The 18,485-nt window shown below is 46.3% G+C and carries 19 protein-coding genes and 4 pseudogenes; 8 read left to right on the top strand and 15 right to left on the bottom strand.

Annotated features, from left to right (window positions below; all coding sequences use genetic code 11):
- Positions 1 to 74: 74 nt before the first annotated feature.
- Together N4J56_RS40960 and N4J56_RS11085 are read right to left on the bottom strand one after the other, a co-directional pair.
- Positions 75 to 369: pseudogene (locus N4J56_RS40960) on the bottom strand (recombinase RecT); the annotation flags it as partial.
- A gap of 75 nt (positions 370 to 444) precedes the next feature.
- The gene (locus tag N4J56_RS11085; RefSeq protein ID WP_317106507.1) at positions 445 to 696 is read right to left on the bottom strand and encodes a hypothetical protein; all 252 of its coding nucleotides are present in this window, start codon (positions 694 to 696) and stop codon (positions 445 to 447) included.
- Between the two features lie 129 nt (positions 697 to 825).
- Between N4J56_RS11085 and N4J56_RS11090 the strand changes: the two genes are divergently transcribed.
- The 4 genes and pseudogenes from N4J56_RS11090 (at position 826) to N4J56_RS11105 (ending at position 3,771) form a co-directional block, all read left to right on the top strand.
- Positions 826 to 1,014, top strand: coding sequence for a hypothetical protein (locus N4J56_RS11090; RefSeq protein WP_317106508.1), 189 nt, complete (start codon positions 826 to 828; stop codon positions 1,012 to 1,014).
- 563 nt (positions 1,015 to 1,577) lie between these two features.
- Positions 1,578 to 2,282, top strand: coding sequence for an IS1 family transposase (locus tag N4J56_RS11095; RefSeq protein ID WP_317110610.1), 705 nt, complete (start codon positions 1,578 to 1,580; stop codon positions 2,280 to 2,282).
- Positions 2,260 to 3,341: pseudogene (locus tag N4J56_RS11100) on the top strand (IS701 family transposase). Before N4J56_RS11095 ends, N4J56_RS11100 begins: the two are co-directional and overlap by 23 nt.
- A 199-nt stretch (positions 3,342 to 3,540) precedes the next feature.
- Positions 3,541 to 3,771, top strand: a complete 231-nt coding sequence (locus tag N4J56_RS11105) for an SDR family oxidoreductase (protein ID WP_317110612.1) — start codon at positions 3,541 to 3,543, stop codon at positions 3,769 to 3,771.
- Positions 3,772 to 3,840: 69 nt separating this feature from the next.
- On the opposite strand, the pseudogene N4J56_RS11110 reads toward N4J56_RS11105, so the two are convergent.
- The 4 genes and pseudogenes from N4J56_RS11110 to N4J56_RS11125 all read right to left on the bottom strand — a co-directional run.
- A pseudogene (locus tag N4J56_RS11110) lies at positions 3,841 to 4,131 on the bottom strand (helix-turn-helix domain-containing protein); the annotation flags it as partial.
- A 17-nt stretch (positions 4,132 to 4,148) separates the two neighbouring features.
- Complete coding sequence (locus N4J56_RS11115; RefSeq protein ID WP_317104593.1) at positions 4,149 to 5,417, bottom strand: IS701 family transposase; 1,269 nt, start codon at positions 5,415 to 5,417, stop codon at positions 4,149 to 4,151.
- 56 nt (positions 5,418 to 5,473) lie between these two features.
- On the bottom strand, positions 5,474 to 5,596 hold the full coding sequence (locus N4J56_RS11120; protein WP_317106510.1) for a hypothetical protein: 123 nt from the start codon (positions 5,594 to 5,596) through the stop codon (positions 5,474 to 5,476).
- 51 nt (positions 5,597 to 5,647) lie between these two features.
- A complete protein-coding gene (locus N4J56_RS11125) occupies positions 5,648 to 6,091 on the bottom strand; it encodes a hypothetical protein (RefSeq protein WP_317106511.1) in 444 nt (147 codons plus the stop codon).
- Positions 6,092 to 6,319: 228 nt separating this feature from the next.
- On the opposite strand from N4J56_RS11125, the gene N4J56_RS11130 reads away from it, so the two are divergent.
- Together N4J56_RS11130 and N4J56_RS11135 are read left to right on the top strand one after the other, a co-directional pair.
- Positions 6,320 to 6,949 (top strand): SDR family oxidoreductase, encoded by a 630-nt coding sequence (locus N4J56_RS11130; protein WP_317106512.1) that lies wholly within the window; start codon positions 6,320 to 6,322, stop codon positions 6,947 to 6,949.
- 45 nt (positions 6,950 to 6,994) lie between these two features.
- Positions 6,995 to 7,492 (top strand): DUF1772 domain-containing protein, encoded by a 498-nt coding sequence (locus tag N4J56_RS11135; RefSeq protein ID WP_410500475.1) that lies wholly within the window; start codon positions 6,995 to 6,997, stop codon positions 7,490 to 7,492.
- Positions 7,493 to 7,654: 162 nt separating this feature from the next.
- Here the strand turns inward: N4J56_RS11135 and N4J56_RS11140 are convergent, their stop codons facing one another.
- The 3 genes from N4J56_RS11140 to N4J56_RS11150 form a co-directional block, all read right to left on the bottom strand.
- Positions 7,655 to 7,792, bottom strand: coding sequence for a hypothetical protein (locus N4J56_RS11140; RefSeq protein WP_317106514.1), 138 nt, complete (start codon positions 7,790 to 7,792; stop codon positions 7,655 to 7,657).
- Positions 7,793 to 8,449: 657 nt separating this feature from the next.
- Entirely contained in the window at positions 8,450 to 9,016 is a 567-nt protein-coding gene (locus N4J56_RS11145) for a hypothetical protein (RefSeq protein WP_317106515.1), read from the bottom strand.
- A gap of 365 nt (positions 9,017 to 9,381) precedes the next feature.
- Entirely contained in the window at positions 9,382 to 9,882 is a 501-nt protein-coding gene (locus tag N4J56_RS11150) for a GFA family protein (protein WP_317106516.1), read from the bottom strand.
- Between the two features lie 311 nt (positions 9,883 to 10,193).
- Here N4J56_RS11150 and N4J56_RS11155 point away from each other — a divergent pair, with 311 nt between their 5' ends.
- Positions 10,194 to 11,246, top strand: coding sequence for a glutathione S-transferase family protein (locus N4J56_RS11155; protein ID WP_410500476.1), 1,053 nt, complete (start codon positions 10,194 to 10,196; stop codon positions 11,244 to 11,246).
- Here N4J56_RS11155 and N4J56_RS11160 read toward each other — a convergent pair.
- The 5 genes and pseudogenes from N4J56_RS11160 to istA form a co-directional block, all read right to left on the bottom strand.
- Positions 11,243 to 11,716: a GAF domain-containing protein gene (locus N4J56_RS11160; protein ID WP_317106518.1), complete on the bottom strand. Its 474-nt coding sequence runs from the start codon at positions 11,714 to 11,716 to the stop codon at positions 11,243 to 11,245. The two genes, N4J56_RS11155 and N4J56_RS11160, sit on opposite strands and share 4 nt — an antisense overlap.
- Positions 11,717 to 11,857: 141 nt before the next feature.
- The gene (locus tag N4J56_RS11165) at positions 11,858 to 13,345 is read right to left on the bottom strand and encodes a Rieske 2Fe-2S domain-containing protein (RefSeq protein WP_317106519.1); all 1,488 of its coding nucleotides are present in this window, start codon (positions 13,343 to 13,345) and stop codon (positions 11,858 to 11,860) included.
- 200 nt (positions 13,346 to 13,545) lie between these two features.
- Entirely contained in the window at positions 13,546 to 14,058 is a 513-nt protein-coding gene (locus N4J56_RS11170; protein WP_317106520.1) for a hypothetical protein, read from the bottom strand.
- A gap of 60 nt (positions 14,059 to 14,118) precedes the next feature.
- Positions 14,119 to 14,913 (bottom strand): IS21-like element helper ATPase IstB, encoded by a 795-nt coding sequence (gene istB / locus N4J56_RS11175; protein ID WP_317104990.1) that lies wholly within the window; start codon positions 14,911 to 14,913, stop codon positions 14,119 to 14,121.
- Between the two features lie 586 nt (positions 14,914 to 15,499).
- Positions 15,500 to 16,426, bottom strand: a pseudogene (gene istA, locus N4J56_RS11180) (IS21 family transposase); the annotation flags it as partial.
- 283 nt (positions 16,427 to 16,709) lie between these two features.
- Here istA and N4J56_RS11185 point away from each other — a divergent pair.
- On the top strand, positions 16,710 to 17,102 hold the full coding sequence (locus N4J56_RS11185; protein WP_317106521.1) for a cupin domain-containing protein: 393 nt from the start codon (positions 16,710 to 16,712) through the stop codon (positions 17,100 to 17,102).
- On the opposite strand, the gene N4J56_RS11190 is transcribed toward N4J56_RS11185, so the two are convergent.
- On the bottom strand, positions 17,099 to 18,454 hold the full coding sequence (locus tag N4J56_RS11190; protein WP_317110614.1) for an IS110 family transposase: 1,356 nt from the start codon (positions 18,452 to 18,454) through the stop codon (positions 17,099 to 17,101). The genes N4J56_RS11185 and N4J56_RS11190 overlap by 4 nt on opposite strands.
- Between the last annotated feature and the right edge of the window lie 31 nt (positions 18,455 to 18,485).

An 18,485-nucleotide genomic window follows, 5' to 3' on the forward strand; every position in this document is an offset into this window, starting at 1 on the left:
TTGTCATGGTTCTGTATCAAACCATGCTAACCGTCTCTGAGTATTTCTACTCATTTAGGCTAAACGAATCGCACGCACCAGTGGGGACCGAGTTGCCCTGCATATTTCCCTGTACGCTCGGCAATTAGACGAAAGCCATCTATCGAAATTTGGATTGCCATCACTTCGCGTCCCTGTTTTCGATCAAGAGCGCTTGACGGCATAGATTTGTTTTGCTAGCGGATCTAGTCCGGTTCTTTGACACTGCCACAGGAACATTTTCAATTCGTCTTCGGTTGCTCCCTTGCAAATAGTGCGTCGCAACAAATCTATTTGCCCGGTAGAGATTACGGGTAGGGTGGGAATTCTTTCAATTGCCACTGCACTCATTGGATTCAAAATCTTTTTTCTCAATTGGGCAAACAACATCACCCCACGCCTGATTTGAAGCGTAGGGTGAAGAGACTAGAAGGGGCATTCCTCTTCTATTTCTATTGGTTGCCAGCTATCTACAACTTTGTATCCTGGATGTGAAAGCGCAACTAATGCCGGAATCTCTTTCGCTTTGGTAGCTTCTACTTCAATCGTTTGGCACTCGACAGGAACGGGCATCTCGCGAGCCTCTAGCTCCAGTTGCTCGCTGACGATCGTCACTCTATATCGATCGCAATTACACAACCTTGTTGCGATCGAGCGATTTGCAGTTGTAAAATTCATATAGACCTTGTTACGAGGTTTACGTCGATTACAAGACATCTACCAGAGGGGTAAGTTGGCGCTCGCTGCCTCTGGTTGAGAGCTTATATTTCCATAGTACCACAGCTTTAATTCGTTGTATACAAGCGTATGGCTAAAAAAGGGGGCAATCCACAAAACTTTAATAATCCAGCGAAGACATCGCTCGAACCGCTGACTGTACGCTTAAGCGACAAGCAGATAGATGATTTTGTCCGTTCGTTACCGAATAGAAATGAATGGTTACGGCAAGCAATTGCGGAAGCATACAAGCGAGACAAGCAACAGCAATCTGCTTGAAAACTTCATTTTCATTGATTGTTTTAGTTGAAGTTAATACATATATAGAATTAGTAGAAGTTCAACAAATTATTGTTGGGCTAAAGAATTAAGTGCTGTAGAGATGAAGGCATTGCTATAAAGCTTTTAGCCAAGTTAGGTAAGCATACGCGCTCGCAAGAAGTTAAAGCCAGAACAGCAGTGAGCTGCATCTTAAACAACTTTAAAATTTCTTTCTCGCTTGTAGTTGATAAAGGTAGTGACAAGCATACAGTGTTTCGCTCTATCGGGTAGCTACTGAGTCACTTCCAAGTCCCCGATTGATGCTGTGCTAAACTGGGGTTTTTAGGTACGCGAAGGGGTAGTGATATGGAAGTAGTGGTGAGTTGTAATCCTTGCCCCTTCAGCATTCTGTATAATATTAGCTAGTACAAATAATCCTCACATACTCGCCCGGAATTAGTATTTTTGATGACAACAATTTTAGCGTTCTTATTTTACTCATTTATATTATACTACTACCTAAATTAACACCAGATGTGATAGAACCATTCCAAAAAATATGTGAAGAACCTTTAGAACGAGTGTGTCCTACCTGTGATTCTGAGCACTTGATTAAAAATGGTTCAGTTCATAACGGTAAGCCAAAATACCAGTGTAAAACTTGTGGTCATCAATTTGTTGTCAATTCTACTAAAACAACTGTTTCACAAGAAATCAAGCAACTGATTGATCGGCTCTTACTGGAGAGAATATCTCTCCGAGGAATTGCCAGGGTGACTCAGGTGAGCTGGTCATGGTTACAAGATTATGTCAATCAGAAGCTAGCTCGAACTCCACGTCAGGTAAAAGTTTCAGGCAAACCACTCGGTAAATTGGTCATTGAATGTGATGAGTTGTGGTCATTCGTTGATTGCCAGAAAAATGAGGTTTATATTTGGCTAGCAATTGACTGCAATTCTCGAAAAATTGTTGGTTGCTTTGTAGGAGATAGAACGAGAAAATCAGCTTGTAAACTCTGGGCTTCCTTACCAGAGGTTTATCAACAATGTGCTGCCTATACAGACTTTTGGCAAGCTTATCAAACAGTTATTCCCCCTAAACGTCATCGAGCAGTTGGTAAAGAAACAGGTCTAACTAATCATATTGAAAGGTTGAATAATACCTTCAGACAAAGGGTTTCTCGACTGGTGAGAGAAAGTCTATCATTCTCCAAAAAGCTCAACAATCACATTGGGGCGATTTGGTACTTTGTTCACGGCTACAATGCAGAACTGGCAAAAACTTGAACCTTGCCACTACTTCCGTATCACTACCCATCTGGGGATGATTTCAGATATAAAAAGGAAAACTTTGTCGGCGATCGCAAGAGTTGTAGGATTAGAGGATGCCGCAGGATTAGATCACTTTTTAACGGAGTCTCCCTGGTCAGTAGAGGAATTGAGAAGGCGGAGATTAAAATTAATTTTAACTGCGGTCAATCGGGAAGAAATCATTGTCATTATAGACGAAACAGGAGACAAAAAGAAAGGACAAACAACAGATTATGTTAAGAAACAATACATGGGCAACTTGGGAAAGATTGAAAATGGAATCGTAGCAGTAACTGCCTATGGATTATTGAGAGGAATGACATTTCCTTTAATGGTTGAAGTCGATCAACCAAAAGAGCGATTAAAAGAAGGGGATATCTATAAAAGCAAGCCACAAATCGGAGGAGAAATCATCAAAAATCTGAAAGAAATTGGATTTAAAATTAAGCTAGTATTAGCCGATAGCGAATATGGAGAAAGCGCAGAGAATTTTAGCAGTATTTTACATCAAGAAAAGCTAAACTTTGTGCTAGCGATTCGGAGTAATCACGGGATGTGGCTGCCGTCGGGGCAAACAATAAGATACAATAAATGGCGAGAGTTTGAGAGAGTATTCTCAACGGAAAAGATAGAAACAAGGTACATAAGGGAGATAATTTTTGGTAAGAAAAGAGAAACGAGATATGGGCAAGTTACCAATAATAAAGAAACCTTACCAGAAAACTCAACTTGGTACATTATGACGAGAGTCCCAAGGATTAAGTATAAAGAGGTAGGCAACTTATATGGGTTAAGAAATTGGATAGAGTCCGGATTAAAGCAAAGTAAAAATGAACTAGGGTGGGCAGACTTTCGAGTAACAGACTATAGCCGAATTGAAAAATGGTGGGAAATTGTGATGAGTGTTACTTCATGGTAAGCCTACAATCAGAACAATTAAATGAGCTGAGAGAAGCTACTTTAAATTTAGCTAAAACGGCAGAAATGAAAAAGCATCCTGGGTGGGATGGGGGAAAAGGCTGGAAAATATTCTGAACAACTTACGCCTATTTATGCAACCTTTGTGTTGTTTCAATCTCTTAAAACCTTGGTTAGTCGTTGTCTTTACTCCTCCAATAATTCGATTGTTTTGTCTGTTATTTTTCCAGCTTAATCAATCAATAAATTCTCTTTTAGAGAAGATTCTTCCGCGCAATTCCTATTTCTCTTCCACCTAGAGTCCTAGAAGAGCGTTATCAATCCCGGCATCATCGACACAGAAATGTTTCGACGTTTTGGAAACCCAGACGATCCGAATGATGCAGTGGTGCGAACTTTTACCCATCACATTCCAGTGAAACGGTTGGGTGAATCAGCAGAAGTGGCAGAAGCAGCGATCTGGCTATGCTCTGATGCCTCCGTTTACATCACAGGACAAACGATCGTCATTGATGGCGGCTTTGCTATTCCTGGTTTTCGGAACTAATCAGCTCGTTAAGACGCGAAGCCGATCGCTCCCCATTCCCAACCGCAGGTATGCCAGAAAATTGCACGGTTAATTCGCTCTGTAGGCTTTTGGTGTCATGCCTGTCAGCTGCCGAAACTGTTTGCTCAGGCGACTATGGCTGCTGAAGCCACACATCAACGCAATCTCTATAATCGAGCGGTCAGTTTGTTTCAACAACTGCTTTGCCCGTTCGATGCGTTGTCCGAGTAGATATTGGTAGGGAGATATGCCGAGAGATTGTTTGAAGAGATGACCCAAATGAAATTGACTGATACCCAGTAGGTCTGCTAAATCGGCAAGTTTGATATCTCGATCTAGATGCTCGTGGATGTAGTCTAGTGGGACTTTAAAACTTTCTAAGCCCAAATATAGCCGAACTTAGCTCTGTGAGAGGCAAATACATCAACATGCTCATTAAGCCAGCGGACCAAACGAAACTCGACTGCGGTGCGGAATGCCTCCAATGCTTCGGCAAAGGTTTGTAAGGGTTTGGTTGCCCAACGTCTGCGGAATCCGCCGGTCAACTGATGCCAAAGGATGAAGGTGTAAGCGATGAACACTAAAACCCAATGACGCTTCATACTCAGAGCATCCCGAACTTGATACTCACTCAAACCCAACCAGCCCTTGGCTTCTCGATAGAAGACCTCCACCCAGTTGCGAGCAGAATATGTTTGAGCTACCCAAGCCGCACTGACTTGGTTGTCAGAGGCATTGGTGAGAAAGTAATCCACCTCCGTCGCTTGCTCGAAACTAGAGGCATTGAGTTGAATCGCCAGCCAGCGAGTGCCTTCGAGCTTCGGAACGTGAACTGGTAACAGCGCCACCCAAACTGTCCGGGGCTGCTCCAGATTGAGTTGCACAGGTGTGAACTGCTCCACTGCCAAGGTTTGAGCAATAGCTTCTAATCCCTGCTTACGAGCAGACTCATCACCTGATGTTTGAGCAGTAACTTGGCGGTTTTTGGCGATTGCTGCCACGTAAGTTAGGTTTCTCGACTCCAACTGCTTGAGAAAAGGCGTGTTATTACCGTAGCCTGCATCAATTACAGTCACACCCGGTCGATAACCGCGCTTCAAGCATTGGTCAACCAAGTCTAGAGCCAGGTCAGGTTTTTTCTGGAAGTTGGGGTCTGCCTTGCCTTGCTCGAATAAACTTGCGTGTTGATAGAGTGCAACATCTAACGGCAGACGTCGCACTCCATCATACAAGTAGGTAGTCAGCAGCACAATACCATTGTCAGTCTTGCCAATCTCCCCAATGTACTGCCGTCCTACCCCATCAGTAGCCGCACCACTTTTGCGATGTCCCGAATCATCTACAATCAATGTGAAACCTTGACTCGGGGTCGTCTGGCGACACTGGTGCATCACCTCCAACCGCCGATTATTTAGCTTGACTTCATCCCAAGGGGCATTGTTGAGAAAATGTCTGAGGCTGTTGTAGGAGCCATCTACTGTATTTGTGACCAGTTGGCTCAGGTTTTTGCGCTGACTCTCACCCAGCAGTCCCCCTAGATAAACACGAAATTCCTGCCGCTGCTTCTGACGCGAAAATACATCATCAAACCGACGACACCAGTTCTCAAAGCACTGCGGCATCGCTGCTGGTACTTGATCTTTCACCTTACGTTGCTCCTGTCGAGACTGACGTAAAACGCAACTCCTACCCGCATTCTAGCTCAATTTGCTCCATCTTTCTTACAAAGTCCCACTAGGACTTGCAGCAGTTGACGCTGGGGCAATCCACCCGCGTAAATAGTCAGTTGCGGTTTGGTAGTAGCGTATTGTCTGAGTAAATGCACCGCTAGGACATTAGCCAGCGACTCGATGTAAAGCCTGGGACATGAATTTTCCTATTGGAGTTCGGCGAGTAACATCATGCCGATCGCCTCCAACTGGGGATCGCGAATCCGAAATTCGGGCAGTAGTTCCAGACAGTCGGGATTCACCGCTAAAGCTTCTCCAGCCACGCTGTGGATAAACCGAGACGTAATCCGAATCTCCAAGAAGCGATCGTCACTCTCCCAACGGGCAAAAGACGGCATCTTGGCAGGCGTGATACAAAAGTCACCCTTGGCGTATAATCCCGTGCGGGTTCTATCTCCCTGGGTTTGTAGTAAGCGCACTGAACGAGTCACTAGAGATAGACAAATCGCGTGTTCGTCGCTGTAACAAGTTTTCCCTTCTCCCGCAGGGTGTTGGAATTGTTCGACCAGAATATTCTCCCAACCCTGGTTTCGACTCGACAAGATGGGTAAGCTGGTACATTCAATCTGATGGTTGCCACTCGTCTTCATGCTGCAAACCCAATGCGTCTAGTTCTCATTATATTCGTTTGGGCATTTCACTAAACATTCTGAGAATTGACCGCAAGATTCGGCTAGTTTCACAGGAATTAGATAGTTGGATGCAAGTCGATTTACCTAAACTGGAAGGGTAATTGAGTCAGGAAGTACGCACATAGATCGCACGTGATTTTAGTCCTAAAGTACGCAGCAGTTGATCGCGTGGAGGGAATAGAGAAGATGAAACTACTGATATTCGGTTCAACAGGTAGCATCGGTCGCCAGCTTGTCCAGCACGCACTTGAGCAGGGACACACAGTCACGGCGTTTGCCCGCGATCCGGCAAAGCTCGACATCCAGCACGCCAACCTGAAGCTCGTTCAGGGCGATGTCATGGATCTCGCATCCGTGGAAAAGGCAGTGCGGGGTCAGGATGCAGTGCTATGCGTGCTGGGGTCAGGTGGAAAAAGGACGGGAACAATCCGCTCGGAGGGGACGCGACAGATTATCCGCGCGATGGAGAAAGGGGGTGTCCGACGGTTTGTCTGCCAAACAACGCTGGGGGCAAGGGATAGTTGGGGGAATTTGAACTTCTTCTGGAAATACATTATGTTTGGCATCTTCTTGCGCGACGTGTTTGCCGATCGTCAAAAGCAAGAAAACTATGTCAAGCAAAGCCACCTGGACTGGACGATCGTCCGCCCTGGAGCCTTCGTAGATGGCGATCGCACTAGCAATTACCGACACGGCTTTCCTGCCACCGACAGAACATCAAAACTCAAAATCTCGCGCGCCGATGTCGCCGACTTTATGCTGAAACAATTGGTAGACGATCTGTACCTTCACAAGACACCCGCCCTATCGTATTGAAATGACACGCGAATTTTGGCTCAACAACAGTTCGCAGGAGGGTTTATGGCAATTACTCACCACTCGCTTTTTGTATTCAAGCTGTTCTCGGCACTGGGCTGCGGGTTGGTAGCAGGAGTCTTTTTTGCTTTCTCGACTTTTGTGATGCCTGCTCTTGCCCGGCTTCAACCAAAAGAGGGCATTGCTGCGATGCAATCGATCAATATCACGGCAATTAATCCGTTGTTCATGCTGGCACTATTCGGAACGGCTGTAACTTGCCTTTTTTTAGCTGTCTCTTCGTTGTTCAAGTGGCATCAACCTGGTGCTGCCTATTGGCTCTTCGGTAGCCTGCTTTATCTGCTTGGCACTGTTTTGGTGACGATTGCATTTAATGTACCGCTGAATGATGCCCTGGCAACTGTCAAACCAGACAGCACAGAAGGTACAAATCTGTGGAGTCAATATTTAACAAACTGGACAATTTGGAATCACGTGCGGACGATCGCGGCACTAGCAGCAGCAGCATTGTTGATGATCGGGCTTTGCAATCGAGCGGTGTAATAAAATTGCGGTACGACTTATCGATCTAACATTTCTCTAAGTTGTGCGTGCAAGGGCATTGTCAACTTAATGGGATAAATCCGAAAATCGGCACGATAATTCCTGAGTAGCCAGCTTGGCTAATTTTAAGCAGCAGGTTTCAGACAAGCGACTTCTCGCCAATCAACAAAATCGTTGGCACAGTCGTTCTCGGTATCGTTGTACGGTGAGTTGATGTTGCTTGGGGTGAAAGCGAGCGCGAATTGGTTCAAATGTAGATAGAATTGCACTTGCTTGCCCTGGGAATTTGAATCGCCGCATTTGTCGCTAAGAGCGTTCGTGTCGGTTGATGGGAGTTCTCGGCTCAATTATCCAATCCTTTATGCTGTCGATGCTTCGTGTTCTTCATCACTTGCTTCTTCGCCGCTTCATAGCTCTTTATCTTATCGGTGACAATCATAACGCCACTGCCATTCCTGCGTTTGCTGCTTTTTGTCAGGAGGGAACGCACTAGGGCATGAGTATGCGAGAGGCTTATACTCCTGATGCAATCTTCGTCGCAGGGCTGATGATATCGAGGTAGAAATTGTTGGGAAAATGCTTCGCCCTCAACTGGATGGAATTAAGCCGGAAGAATGGGATGAGGAGTGGTAGATGTGGGGGTGTGCTACAATTTTAGGACTAGATTAGAAAATTGCTGTCTGGCGGGTATTTAAGTGTGATTTCTAGTCACAGCAAGCAAGTTCTCACAATCAAATTTCTACTAAAGTCAGTCAGATGGGATGGCTTGCCGTTCGACTCCTGATTGCTGAAGTGAAGTACCGACATCGTAAGGACTGTAGGACATGGTTGAACCGAACCGTCTCCTTCCTTATTATCACCCCTCTTTTGTTACTTGCGTCGGAGCGAATTCTGAAACCCATACACACTGGGAGTTTTTCATTTTGACGAATTGAAAATGACAAAAGAGCAAAACCATTATACAGCAAGGCTTACAGATTTTACTTTCCCAGATGTAACAAAAGAGGGATCACCTTGGACATTAAGAGACTTGTCAACCCAGTCAGGACAACGTGGTTCGTTTTGAATGTAGTAGCCGTTGATGACTCCTTTTTGACCTTTTGCACTTTTGTCGTAGCGAAAATCAACAATGACTCTTACTTGTCGGCGATCTACAACTTGACAAACTAAGAAGCGGCATCGAATGCGGTGCGCCCAAGCGTAGTATATATGAACCGATTGATTCTGTTCGGGTTCGCTACCATTTGGGGTTTCTACGACATACTTAACAGCATTCTTAATGTTGTGCTTGTGATAAATCTTATCGTATCCAAAACCCCTGTCTGTATTGGCATCCCAGTAGCCTCGACGCATGATAATCGATCTGCTAGCAGCATCGACAGTAGACATAACAATTTCATTGACCGGATAGCCAGGAGGCGGTGGAGCATCGAGAATAGGAGCTTCTTGAGTAGAAGGAAGCTGGGTGCGCCCAAGTATGCCGATTAAAGTAATTAGAATAATGGCGATCGCAAGAGTTCCCATGTTAAGAAGCGTTACTTAGTAAGTTTAGTAGACATCATTGCATCGCTGTGTTGAAATGAATAAAAGTCGTGTAATTTGAGGATAAGAATACTATTAAGGTTACTTATCCCCAACTACAAAACTTTAAAAAACAGGAAGTATCTGTGCAAACACAAAACTGACAATTTACTAAGCTTCTGAGTACTAATCAGAACATGCCTTTGTTTTATGCAAAATTCTGTGTTTGCAATCTTTCTTAATAAGTTGCAAAATCTCGTTCCAATGCTCAATATTAATTAAAGTAATTGGGCTTTATGTCAGTGATTTATTGGTTTAGTGAAAAAGAAACTGTGAAAAGCGATCGCTCTCTATTTGCACCCCTGTTACTACTCTTTGGCTTCATCCCCCAGACCAAGCCTTTCATGCCAAGTAGCAATAGATTCATCGGGATAGCGTTGATAGTAGCGATCGCCCCCAACTTCAAGAATCTCTACCCAACTTGCAGCAAAGTCAAGCATGATATAGGTATGTTCTGGTGGTTTGGGTAAATCGGTGTCAATTGCCGAGGCGAACGGGTGCATCAGCTCTGGGTAACTGGGATCGTAAACCCACAAACACGAGCCGCAATGACGGCAAAAGCGGCGCTCCCCCTCACTCTGATATGGTTCTGGATCTTCAGGATTCTGGATTTTAGCGCGGTAAACGGTAATATGCTCCTCACCCTCTACCTTCAGGGTTGTGTTATCGCCAGCAAGATTAATGGCATAACCGCCAGCCCCCGCTGTTTTACGGCAAATCGAACAATAACAGCGCATATAAGGGTATGGGTGTGGGCTGTTGACGCTGAAGCTTACTGCCCCACAATGACAAGAACCGAGTAGCAACATGGGAATGACCTGAGCTAAATTTGTCAGTTCAGAATAAGTTTTCTGGAATCTAGCGAGTAGGTCTTGGATTTATATAATAACAACGGCTCAATTCTAAATTTAAATCTTTATGTTAAAGCTGGGGTGCAAACTGATACTGCACCCCTTATTATTTGCGATTGCTCTAATACTCTAGACTGCTGCGATCGCACTTAACAGTATCACTCAAGAAAAACGACAGCTTAAGCTACTCTAATAACACTTTTATCAAGTTATATAAAGCAGCAAAGGCATAATTACACCAACACATTTAAGAGGGAATTATGACGAGAATGATGGTTGCAGGTAAATGGATAACCGATGAGAACGAGCAAAATCAAAGCGGTGAGTTCCATGAAATTCCAACAACGTTTCGAGAGCGCGTGACCAGAGATGGAAAGAGCGGGTTTAAGGCAGAAGCTCTACGCTATCACCTCTACGTTTCCTTGGCGTGTCCGTGGGCGCACCGCACCTTAATTATGCTCCAACTCAAAGGGTTGAATGATGTCATCTCTGTCTCTATTGTCGATCCAATTATGAGCGATAAAGGCTGGATGTTTAGTGATGCGCCAGGAGCCATTCCTGACTCGGTGAATCACGCTCAATATTTGCAAGAGATTTATCTCAAAGCCGATCCCAATTACACAGGGCGAGTCACTGTTCCCGTTTTGTGGAATAAGCAATCTCAAACCATCGTCAACAACGAATCTCGCGAGATCGTGCGGATGTTGGACGTAGAGTTTGCTGCATTGGCAACGCAGCAAATCGACTTATACCCATGCGACCTGCAACAGAAGATTGATGAAACTATCGATGCAATTTATCTACCAATTAATGCTGGTGTTTATCGCGCTGGTTTTGCAACTTCGCAAGCAGCCTATGAAGAAGCCGTGACCCAACTGTTCGAGAGTTTAGATCGATGGGAAACTGTTCTGGGCAAGCAGCGTTATTTATGTGGCGCTCGGCTTACTGAAGCCGATGTTTGTATGTTTACAACGCTCTATCGCTTCGACTCGGTGTATCACGGTCACTTTAAGTGCAATTTGCGACGAATTCTTGATTATCCGAATCTCTGGAATTATTTACTGGATTTATATCAGCGTCCCCAGTTCAAAACGACGTGCAATCAGGACTATATCAAACGTGCCTATTACATGAGTATGACCGAGATTAATCCCAATCGAATTGTGCCGAAAGGTCCAATCGTCGATTTTGACCAACAGCACGATCGCGATCGCTTTGGGAGTGCAGAAGAGGGAGCGATCGCTCCCGCTCACTTACCGAACGGCTGCCCCCACCTCTCCCAATTCTCTTTGTTAAAGGGCGATCGCACCCGTGCAAATTAGGTTTCTTCTCTCAATTTCCCTTCATCGCTCGCTGTCTGGTATTGGTAGACTAGTGGAGCGACCTCTTGAGCGTAATGGGCTAAAACGCGCTCTGCCGTCTGGTCAAACAAACAGTCATCAGTGCGATTCAAAACCATCAGCGCACCTAATAGCTTCCCCTCGTAGTGTAAAGGGACGGCTAAAGCTGTTTCAATACCTAATGCTTCAACGTAGTCTTGTCGTACTCGGCTATCACCTTGAGTCTGGCAGACCAATACAGGTTGGTCGCCCCCAAAAGCTACGCCACACAACCCAGAAGTAGCAGCTGCACCACGGCGCTCTAATATCGACTCGGCGTGTTTGCCTACTGCTGCGGCGTAGTAAACAATTTCACCTTCAGATTCAGCTAGTGCCACTACTGCTGTTTGGGCATTTACTATTTCCTTAGCGCGTGCGGCAATCTGGTCTAGTAACTGACGATTTTGACTCATATTCAGCTCTCCTTTACCCAAACGGCGATCGCCGCTTTACCAATCAATCCCATCTCCAATTGCTGTCTCGGTCTAGCGTCCGCTGGTATATCCCGCGCCTCAGCTGCTTTAGGTAGACAGTGCTACTTGGGGAAGGCTAGCTCAGTCATTTTGGGCGTGTTCAAACTGATAAATATAGAAAAGCCGCCTCAACTTCTTGAGCAGGTAGTCCAGCATGGCAAATAAAACCGCGCCCCCAATCGCCCACCAGAATTGAGTAGGGGGAGCGGTCAAAAGAGATGTACTTCCAGTTACTACCGCCTTCATTGCCACAGTTCGAGAGTCCACAATGACACCGAGACACAAACACGCAATAGCAGCTGCACGAGCTACCACAGCTAGGCGATTAATATTCTTGAGCGCATCCTGGCAAACTCTACAGTCTTGAGTATGGGTTGTCCACACATCAAATAACTTTTGCTTGTCTTGCTCTATTGGTGGGAGGTCTGAGCTACATTCACTAACCCAAGGAATACCGCCTCCCGCCCGCCTCTCCAACCACTGGCGAAATGCGATCGTCATCTTGTCTTGAGGGTTGGGCGTATAGACTGCATCCAGCCATTTACACTTTTCCCGCCTTGCAAGAATCTTCTCTTGGCGGTGCAAAAAGACGGCATCTTGATGCAGGAACAAAGAGGCTAGCACATGACCTAACCAGCTTGGCATCGGCAGGGCAAAAAATCCGATCCCGTCTGGTTTCTTACCCGCTTCATTCTTGACTAATACCTGAGTGCCAATATGCCGACACCAACCAGGACGGGTTGGAATAGCATATAAAGCCAGGATCAGTTGCCCACCATCTTTGTAGGTTGAGACAATTCTCATATGGCAGGGCGGTTGAAAGTCATGGATGGTTTGAGAAAGCTTTGTTGCAACTGGTACGACTTCAAAGGAAAATCCTTCTTGATTCGACATCTCTCGGACTCGAATCATGTCGTAATACTGGTCGTCCTGGTAGCGACTGCCCATAATTCCATGATGAGAAACAGGTACGTGAGCGGGGTCGGCGACATTTTCCATAAAAAAGTCCCATCCGTAGGGTAGGTCGCGGATATTCCAAAATAACTGCACTACCCTGTCCGAGTTGTTTTCCAGCTCTGGGACGATCCGTGGTTGCCTCAGTTGGCTTTCTATCCCGGCAGAGTCACCTGATTCTGCCCACACCCACAATAGTCCCTGGCGCTCTTGTGTGGGATAAGCAACAGCACATGACTTACGATTTAAGCAGTGCTGCGCCTCAGTTGGCTTATCTTTAGACTGCGGGATGCTAACGCAGTTCCCCTCCCAGTTAAACCGCCAGCCGTGATAAGCGCACAACAGTGTACCATCAGACTCAACACGTCCTTCGGAAAGAGGGGCTAATCGATGGGGACAAAAATCTTCAAAGCAACGCCATTGACGACTGCCGTCTCGCCACAAAACTAGCTCTTTTCCCAATAACTGTATTGCATGAGGGCGAGTTGGGTCTAGAAAATCTACAACCGCGACTGGATACCACTGTTTTGTCCATTGAAATATTTCTGTTTCTTCTTTGGTATATTGTTGGGTAACATCGCGTGCTTTCCCTTGCAGATTGGCTTCAGTGGTCACGGTTACTCCTCGGTCTAGAAGGTTAGAAGCGGCGAGCGATGCTCGTTGGCAGACAATATCATTCCTACTATTTAAATAGTGCCACTTATTATCGAGGTGAAGGGCGAACGCTACTCTTCTTGAGCCAAAATTTATCCAAACGGCTGTCCCCACCTCTCCCAATTCTCTTTGTTAAAGGGCGTTAGCGAAGCTTAACGAAGTTATCGCCACTTTTGAATCAATGCCAATTCCAACTGCTGTCTCGCTCTAGTCTCTGCTGGTACGTCCCACCAAAAAGCTGCTACCACTGCTACGTCTAGCCCATACTGACGGTGCAAGCTAATGTAATTGGTGATGTAAGACTTTGCATCATGAACGCCCTTCCATCGCTGTGAAGGAGTGCGTTTCGTTTCCCCTACGTACAGCAGAATGGGTAAAGTATTATCAATAACGAAGTATAGACAAGCTTCACTATCATTGTCTGGCAAGCGATAAAACTCTGATGGGTGCAACCGCAGCGCAAACGGGTCAATGCTATCTGGATCGCAATGCGCCGGAGTCAGGTCAAACAATGCTGTCTGCTGCATTGGCTCACTTTCCCTTACTCGCCGCTGATAATCGTAGATTCGGGACTTCCACCGCATCAAAGCTGGCGCGTCCATCACCAGTGTCTCTGGTCTAGTGGCTCGTTCGGGTTGCAGATTAGAGAAGAGGCTGAGCTGATTTGGTTCCAATGCTATTCCAAGGACTGACGACTATATGAAATGTCAACTATCTTGACGAATGCGCGACAATTATTTTGGTTGCTTTTGGTCAGTAGAAGAAGAGCGTTGTAGAGCCGCTTGTTGACGAAAACTGGGTGCAAGGATTTCGAGAATGACAGCATGATGTACCAAGCGATCTACAGCAGCAACGGTCATAGTAGAGTCGGTAAAAATTTCATCCCAAGCACTGAAAGGGTGATTGGCAGTAATCATCAAGCTTTTGAGTTCGTAGCGGTGAGCAATTAACTCAAACAACACTGATGTTTCCACTTCCGACTTTTTGACATAGCTAATGTCATCAAGAATCAGCAGATCGTACTTATCGAGCTTGAGTAAAGCTGATTGCAGTTGTAAGTTGGCTTTCGCCGCTTGTAGCAGTTGCACGGCTGTGGTGGCACCCAGAAACTTGACTCGTGCACCCAGTTCTACCAAACTGCGACCGACAGCAGCAGCTAAGTGAGTTTTCCCGACTCCAGAAGGACCGAACAGCAGCAGATTCTCACCCCGCTTCAACCAAGTTCTGTCCTGAGCCAGTTGCATGATGCTAGGCTGATTTAAGCTGGGGCAATGGCTGAAGTCAAAGTTGGAAAAAGCTTTTCCTGGTGGCAGGTGGGCATCTTTGAGGGCGCGTTGCACTCGCGCTTGATAACGTTGTGTTGCCTCGGATTCGCACAGTGCTAGCAAGAATTGAGCGTGTGACCAGCCCCCAGCCAGAGCCTGACGCTCCAACTCTTGCCAATGGTTGTTCATGTGGGGCAGTTTGAGTGTTTTGAGTAGGAAGCCCAGAGTCTCGATGGCTGTTATTTGGCTGTTGTTGGGGGACATGATGCAAGAGAGAGTCGTAAGGGGAAAGGTCGTGTTGCTGTACCGAAAGCGTTGGATGTGCCACACTCTCACCCAGATGAAACTGCTGTTGCAGTCCCACCAAGCTAAGGGTGCCAGAGCGTAAGTGGTCAGCCAAATACAGTGCGACTGCGTGTTCCTTATCTTGTTTAGCAGCAATGTACAGTGCCTCGGTCATCAATCGTGCCGTCGTGTAGGAATCGAACTGGGTTAACATCTCCTGCCATAATTGGCGGTAGTTGTCGTCAGGCAATAATTCTTGCTGCCAGGTACAGTGTAGAAAAGCACGGGGTTTCAGTCGCAGGCTGTCAATGACGTGACGATAATTGACGCAACGGGAGCGCCGCAACCGACTGCGGCTAGGTACATGAAGGCGTGGCAGTTCTACCACCTGCTGCGTGCCGACAAAACCGACTATCCGGTCATGATGTAGGTGAAGGGTTAATCGTAAGCCAATCAATTGTGACGGCACAGTGTAAGTGATGCAGCGCACGGTCATCGTGCTACGGGTGGTAACTCTGACGCTGAGGATTTCGTAGTCGGGATAACGATAGTTGGGTAATGGATGCAGGTAGGGTTGCTCAAGCTGAAATTTGGCTTGAATGCGCGTATTCAACTTCTCAACTATCCCAGAGATAAACGCTTGATAGGCAGCAACACTATCAAAATCACACGAGCCGCGCAGCAATAGGGCTTGATGCAGCCGTCGTTTGAAATAGCCGTGGGGTGACTCAATCGAACCATTTTCATGGGCTAGTCCGCGATTATTTCGTGAGGGACGCAAATTATAGTGCTGGCATAGCCGTTGATACATTTGCGTCAAATCTTCATCGGTGCGTTTACCCAGGTTACGGTAGGCGGCACTAAGACTATCGCTGCGATGTTCTTGTGGACAACCCCCGCTTGCTGCCAAGGCATTCTGCAAACCTTCAGCCAGAGCAACAAAACTCTCGCCACCTTGAATGACTTGCACGTACTGCCATCCACTATAGGCAAGTCGATAATGATACAGTAGATGCTCGAAGGGTTGACCGCCAATCGTGACTTGCACCTGCTTGAGCTTGGTGAAGTCCGACAAGCCCATTACGCCTGGTTGATGCTCTAACTCAAACATCACTGACTGCGCTGGTCCACTGGTCGCTTTCCATTGCTGGACTCGTCGTTGCAGCGTCCGCACGATAGACTGCCCATACTTGCCTGGATACTTCTGCTGCAGGTACTCGAACAACGTTATCGCTTGCAATTGCGGTTGTTTTTGTAATAGCGGAACTAGTTCGCTGTCCCATACCTCAGCCAATGGGTCTTTGCGGGTACGCCAGTCATGGGGTCGTCCGCGTTGCGGTTGATGAGCTCCCGCATCAATGCGTCTACCTGTACGCTTCGAAAATCCTCCCTTTGCTGCTGCTGTTTCCTGCGTGCAGCCAGATTCTCTCGCTTTCATGTATATTTGAACCTGTTTGAAATTAATTCGTTTTCCCGACACTAGGCAGTCCATTAATTGGCGTTAATTGACATTGCCTAGTGTCTTTTGTTTTGGCAGCGGTTGCTGAAGATAATTGTCGTCTCGTCAACTTGGTGTAGCAGTCAAGTTAGTTGTCGTCACTCGGTCTATTTAATTGTCGTTCAATACGACTACAAGATAATAATCTCCTTGAGTTAAAAAGTGTAGTGGGAGAAGGTGCGATCGCCCTTAAAATTGGCTCACCAACATTACAGCCGTCTGTCCTCTGTCTTTGACTTACGATAAATATTTGCGCCCACCGCAAAGGAGAATTCCAATGACGATCGATTCTCATGGACTGATACAACAACCAGGTCAAGGTAATTCATACTGGTTTAACCGCGATCTATACACTTTCAAAGCAGTGGGCGAAGATACAGAGCAAGCGTATGCACTATGCGAGGTTGTGGTTGCGCCTCAAGGTGGTGGTACGCCGACCCATAGGCACAGTCGCGAAAACGAATCGTTTTACGTTCAAGAGGGAGAGATTCAATTCCAACTTGACGAGCAGATAATTGTTGCCACTGCTGGAACCTTCCTTCACTCGCCTAAAGGTCAACTGCATCGGTTTACCAACACTAGCTCCACTCCTGTCAAGCTGCTAGTTTGGGTTACGCCAGCCGGATTTGAGAAATTTATTGCCGAAGTCGGGAAGGCAACGAACTCCTAAGAAACACATTCTGTAGGGTCAGAAATAGGGATGAGTTCTAAGCCAAAAGCTTGAGCTTTTTGCTTCAGGTTTTTGAGGGTGCGCTCTCGGTATTGTTGCTCATAGGCATCAAGACCAGGGTCAGTATAGAGATTACCTGTTGTCCAAAGACGATAGAAAATACGGGCTAACTTATGTGCAGTGGCAGTAATCGCTTTAGGTGCGCCTAAGCGAGCAGCTAGACGGCGATAAAAGCCACCCAAAGCAGAGTGAGAGCGACAAAGAGATTGTGCGGCGGTGCGTAAAGTGGCGGCAACGCGGTTGACAACTCGACGAGATTTAGAACTTTTAACTTTGCCGCCAGTAATGCGACTACCAGGGCATAAACCGAGCCACGACGTAAAGTGCTTGACAGTGGGAAAGCGTGTCGCGTCTAACCCTAACTCTGAGATCAGGGTAAGTACGCTCACAGCCCCTAAACCATCAATTTGAGTAAAGTCCACACCACTCATGCGATACAGTTCAGAACGCAAGTCAAACTGGGGTGCATTGCCGGGTTGCTTTTTTCCACGACGTTTTGGTTTAGCTAAGGGCGAAGCATTCACATCAACTTTAGATCCAAAAGATGCCAAGCATTGCTCAATTTGGGCATCACAGGCAGAGATCTGTATTTGAAAAAAATCGTAAAGTTGTAATTCCTGTTGCAAGATGAATACCATTTCTGGTCGATAGTCCCCAGTTAAGGCAGCAGCAATCTCGGCACAACTGGCTTTGACACGTCCATCCTTGTGTGATGCCAACACATCTGGGTTACGCTCACCTGTAACAATGGCACGAATAATCGCCATGCCAGTAGTGCCGGTGATGTCGCTAATGACCCGATGCAACTGTAGGTTCATCTGAGTCAGGACTTTTTGCATCCTCTGTATATGGACACAAGCACTTTTGATTAAGTTATCTCGTTGGCGGATATAACTACGTAAAACACATATTTGCTCTTGCGGACGAAATGACCCTGATAATAAACCGTAGGTATGCAATTGTTGCAACCACTGACAATCTAATACATCTGTTTTGCGCCCAGGGACGGTTTTAACGTAATGGGCATTCACCAACCTCACTTCCAATCCACAACTTTCTAAAACTTGGAATACAGGTATCCAATAAACTTCTGTTGATTCCATTGCTACCGTTTTCACTCCACAAACCTTGAGCCAATCTGCCATCGCGTATAGGTCAGTTGTGAAGCAACCAAAGCTGCGTACACTCTCATTATCCCGTCCTACAGGCACGCTCACCCAATGCCTATCAGCACCAATGTCAATGCCTGCGGCATTCAAATTGATGGCTGAAAAGTTTTTATCTTCTGGCATGGGAGAAGGTTTTTCTTGGCTCATATCACCC

It is taken from the genome of Chroococcidiopsis sp. SAG 2025 (assembly GCF_032860985.1).
Classification (GTDB): domain Bacteria; phylum Cyanobacteriota; class Cyanobacteriia; order Cyanobacteriales; family Chroococcidiopsidaceae; genus Chroococcidiopsis.

Coding starts and splice junctions, on each gene's coding strand:
- N4J56_RS11085 (WP_317106507.1), bottom strand. CDS start 696: ATGAATTTTACAACTGCAAATCGCTCGATCGCAACAAGGTTGTGTAAT.
- N4J56_RS11090 (WP_317106508.1), top strand. CDS start 826: ATGGCTAAAAAAGGGGGCAATCCACAAAACTTTAATAATCCAGCGAAG.
- N4J56_RS11125 (WP_317106511.1), bottom strand. CDS start 6,091: ATGAAGACGAGTGGCAACCATCAGATTGAATGTACCAGCTTACCCATC.
- N4J56_RS11130 (WP_317106512.1), top strand. CDS start 6,320: ATGAAACTACTGATATTCGGTTCAACAGGTAGCATCGGTCGCCAGCTT.
- N4J56_RS11135 (WP_410500475.1), top strand. CDS start 6,995: ATGGCAATTACTCACCACTCGCTTTTTGTATTCAAGCTGTTCTCGGCA.
- N4J56_RS11140 (WP_317106514.1), bottom strand. CDS start 7,792: ATGCGGCGATTCAAATTCCCAGGGCAAGCAAGTGCAATTCTATCTACA.
- N4J56_RS11145 (WP_317106515.1), bottom strand. CDS start 9,016: ATGGGAACTCTTGCGATCGCCATTATTCTAATTACTTTAATCGGCATA.
- N4J56_RS11150 (WP_317106516.1), bottom strand. CDS start 9,882: ATGTTGCTACTCGGTTCTTGTCATTGTGGGGCAGTAAGCTTCAGCGTC.
- N4J56_RS11155 (WP_410500476.1), top strand. CDS start 10,194: ATGATGGTTGCAGGTAAATGGATAACCGATGAGAACGAGCAAAATCAA.
- N4J56_RS11160 (WP_317106518.1), bottom strand. CDS start 11,716: ATGAGTCAAAATCGTCAGTTACTAGACCAGATTGCCGCACGCGCTAAG.
- istB (WP_317104990.1), bottom strand. CDS start 14,913: ATGTCCCCCAACAACAGCCAAATAACAGCCATCGAGACTCTGGGCTTC.
- N4J56_RS11185 (WP_317106521.1), top strand. CDS start 16,710: ATGACGATCGATTCTCATGGACTGATACAACAACCAGGTCAAGGTAAT.
- N4J56_RS11190 (WP_317110614.1), bottom strand. CDS start 18,454: ATGCCAGAAGATAAAAACTTTTCAGCCATCAATTTGAATGCCGCAGGC.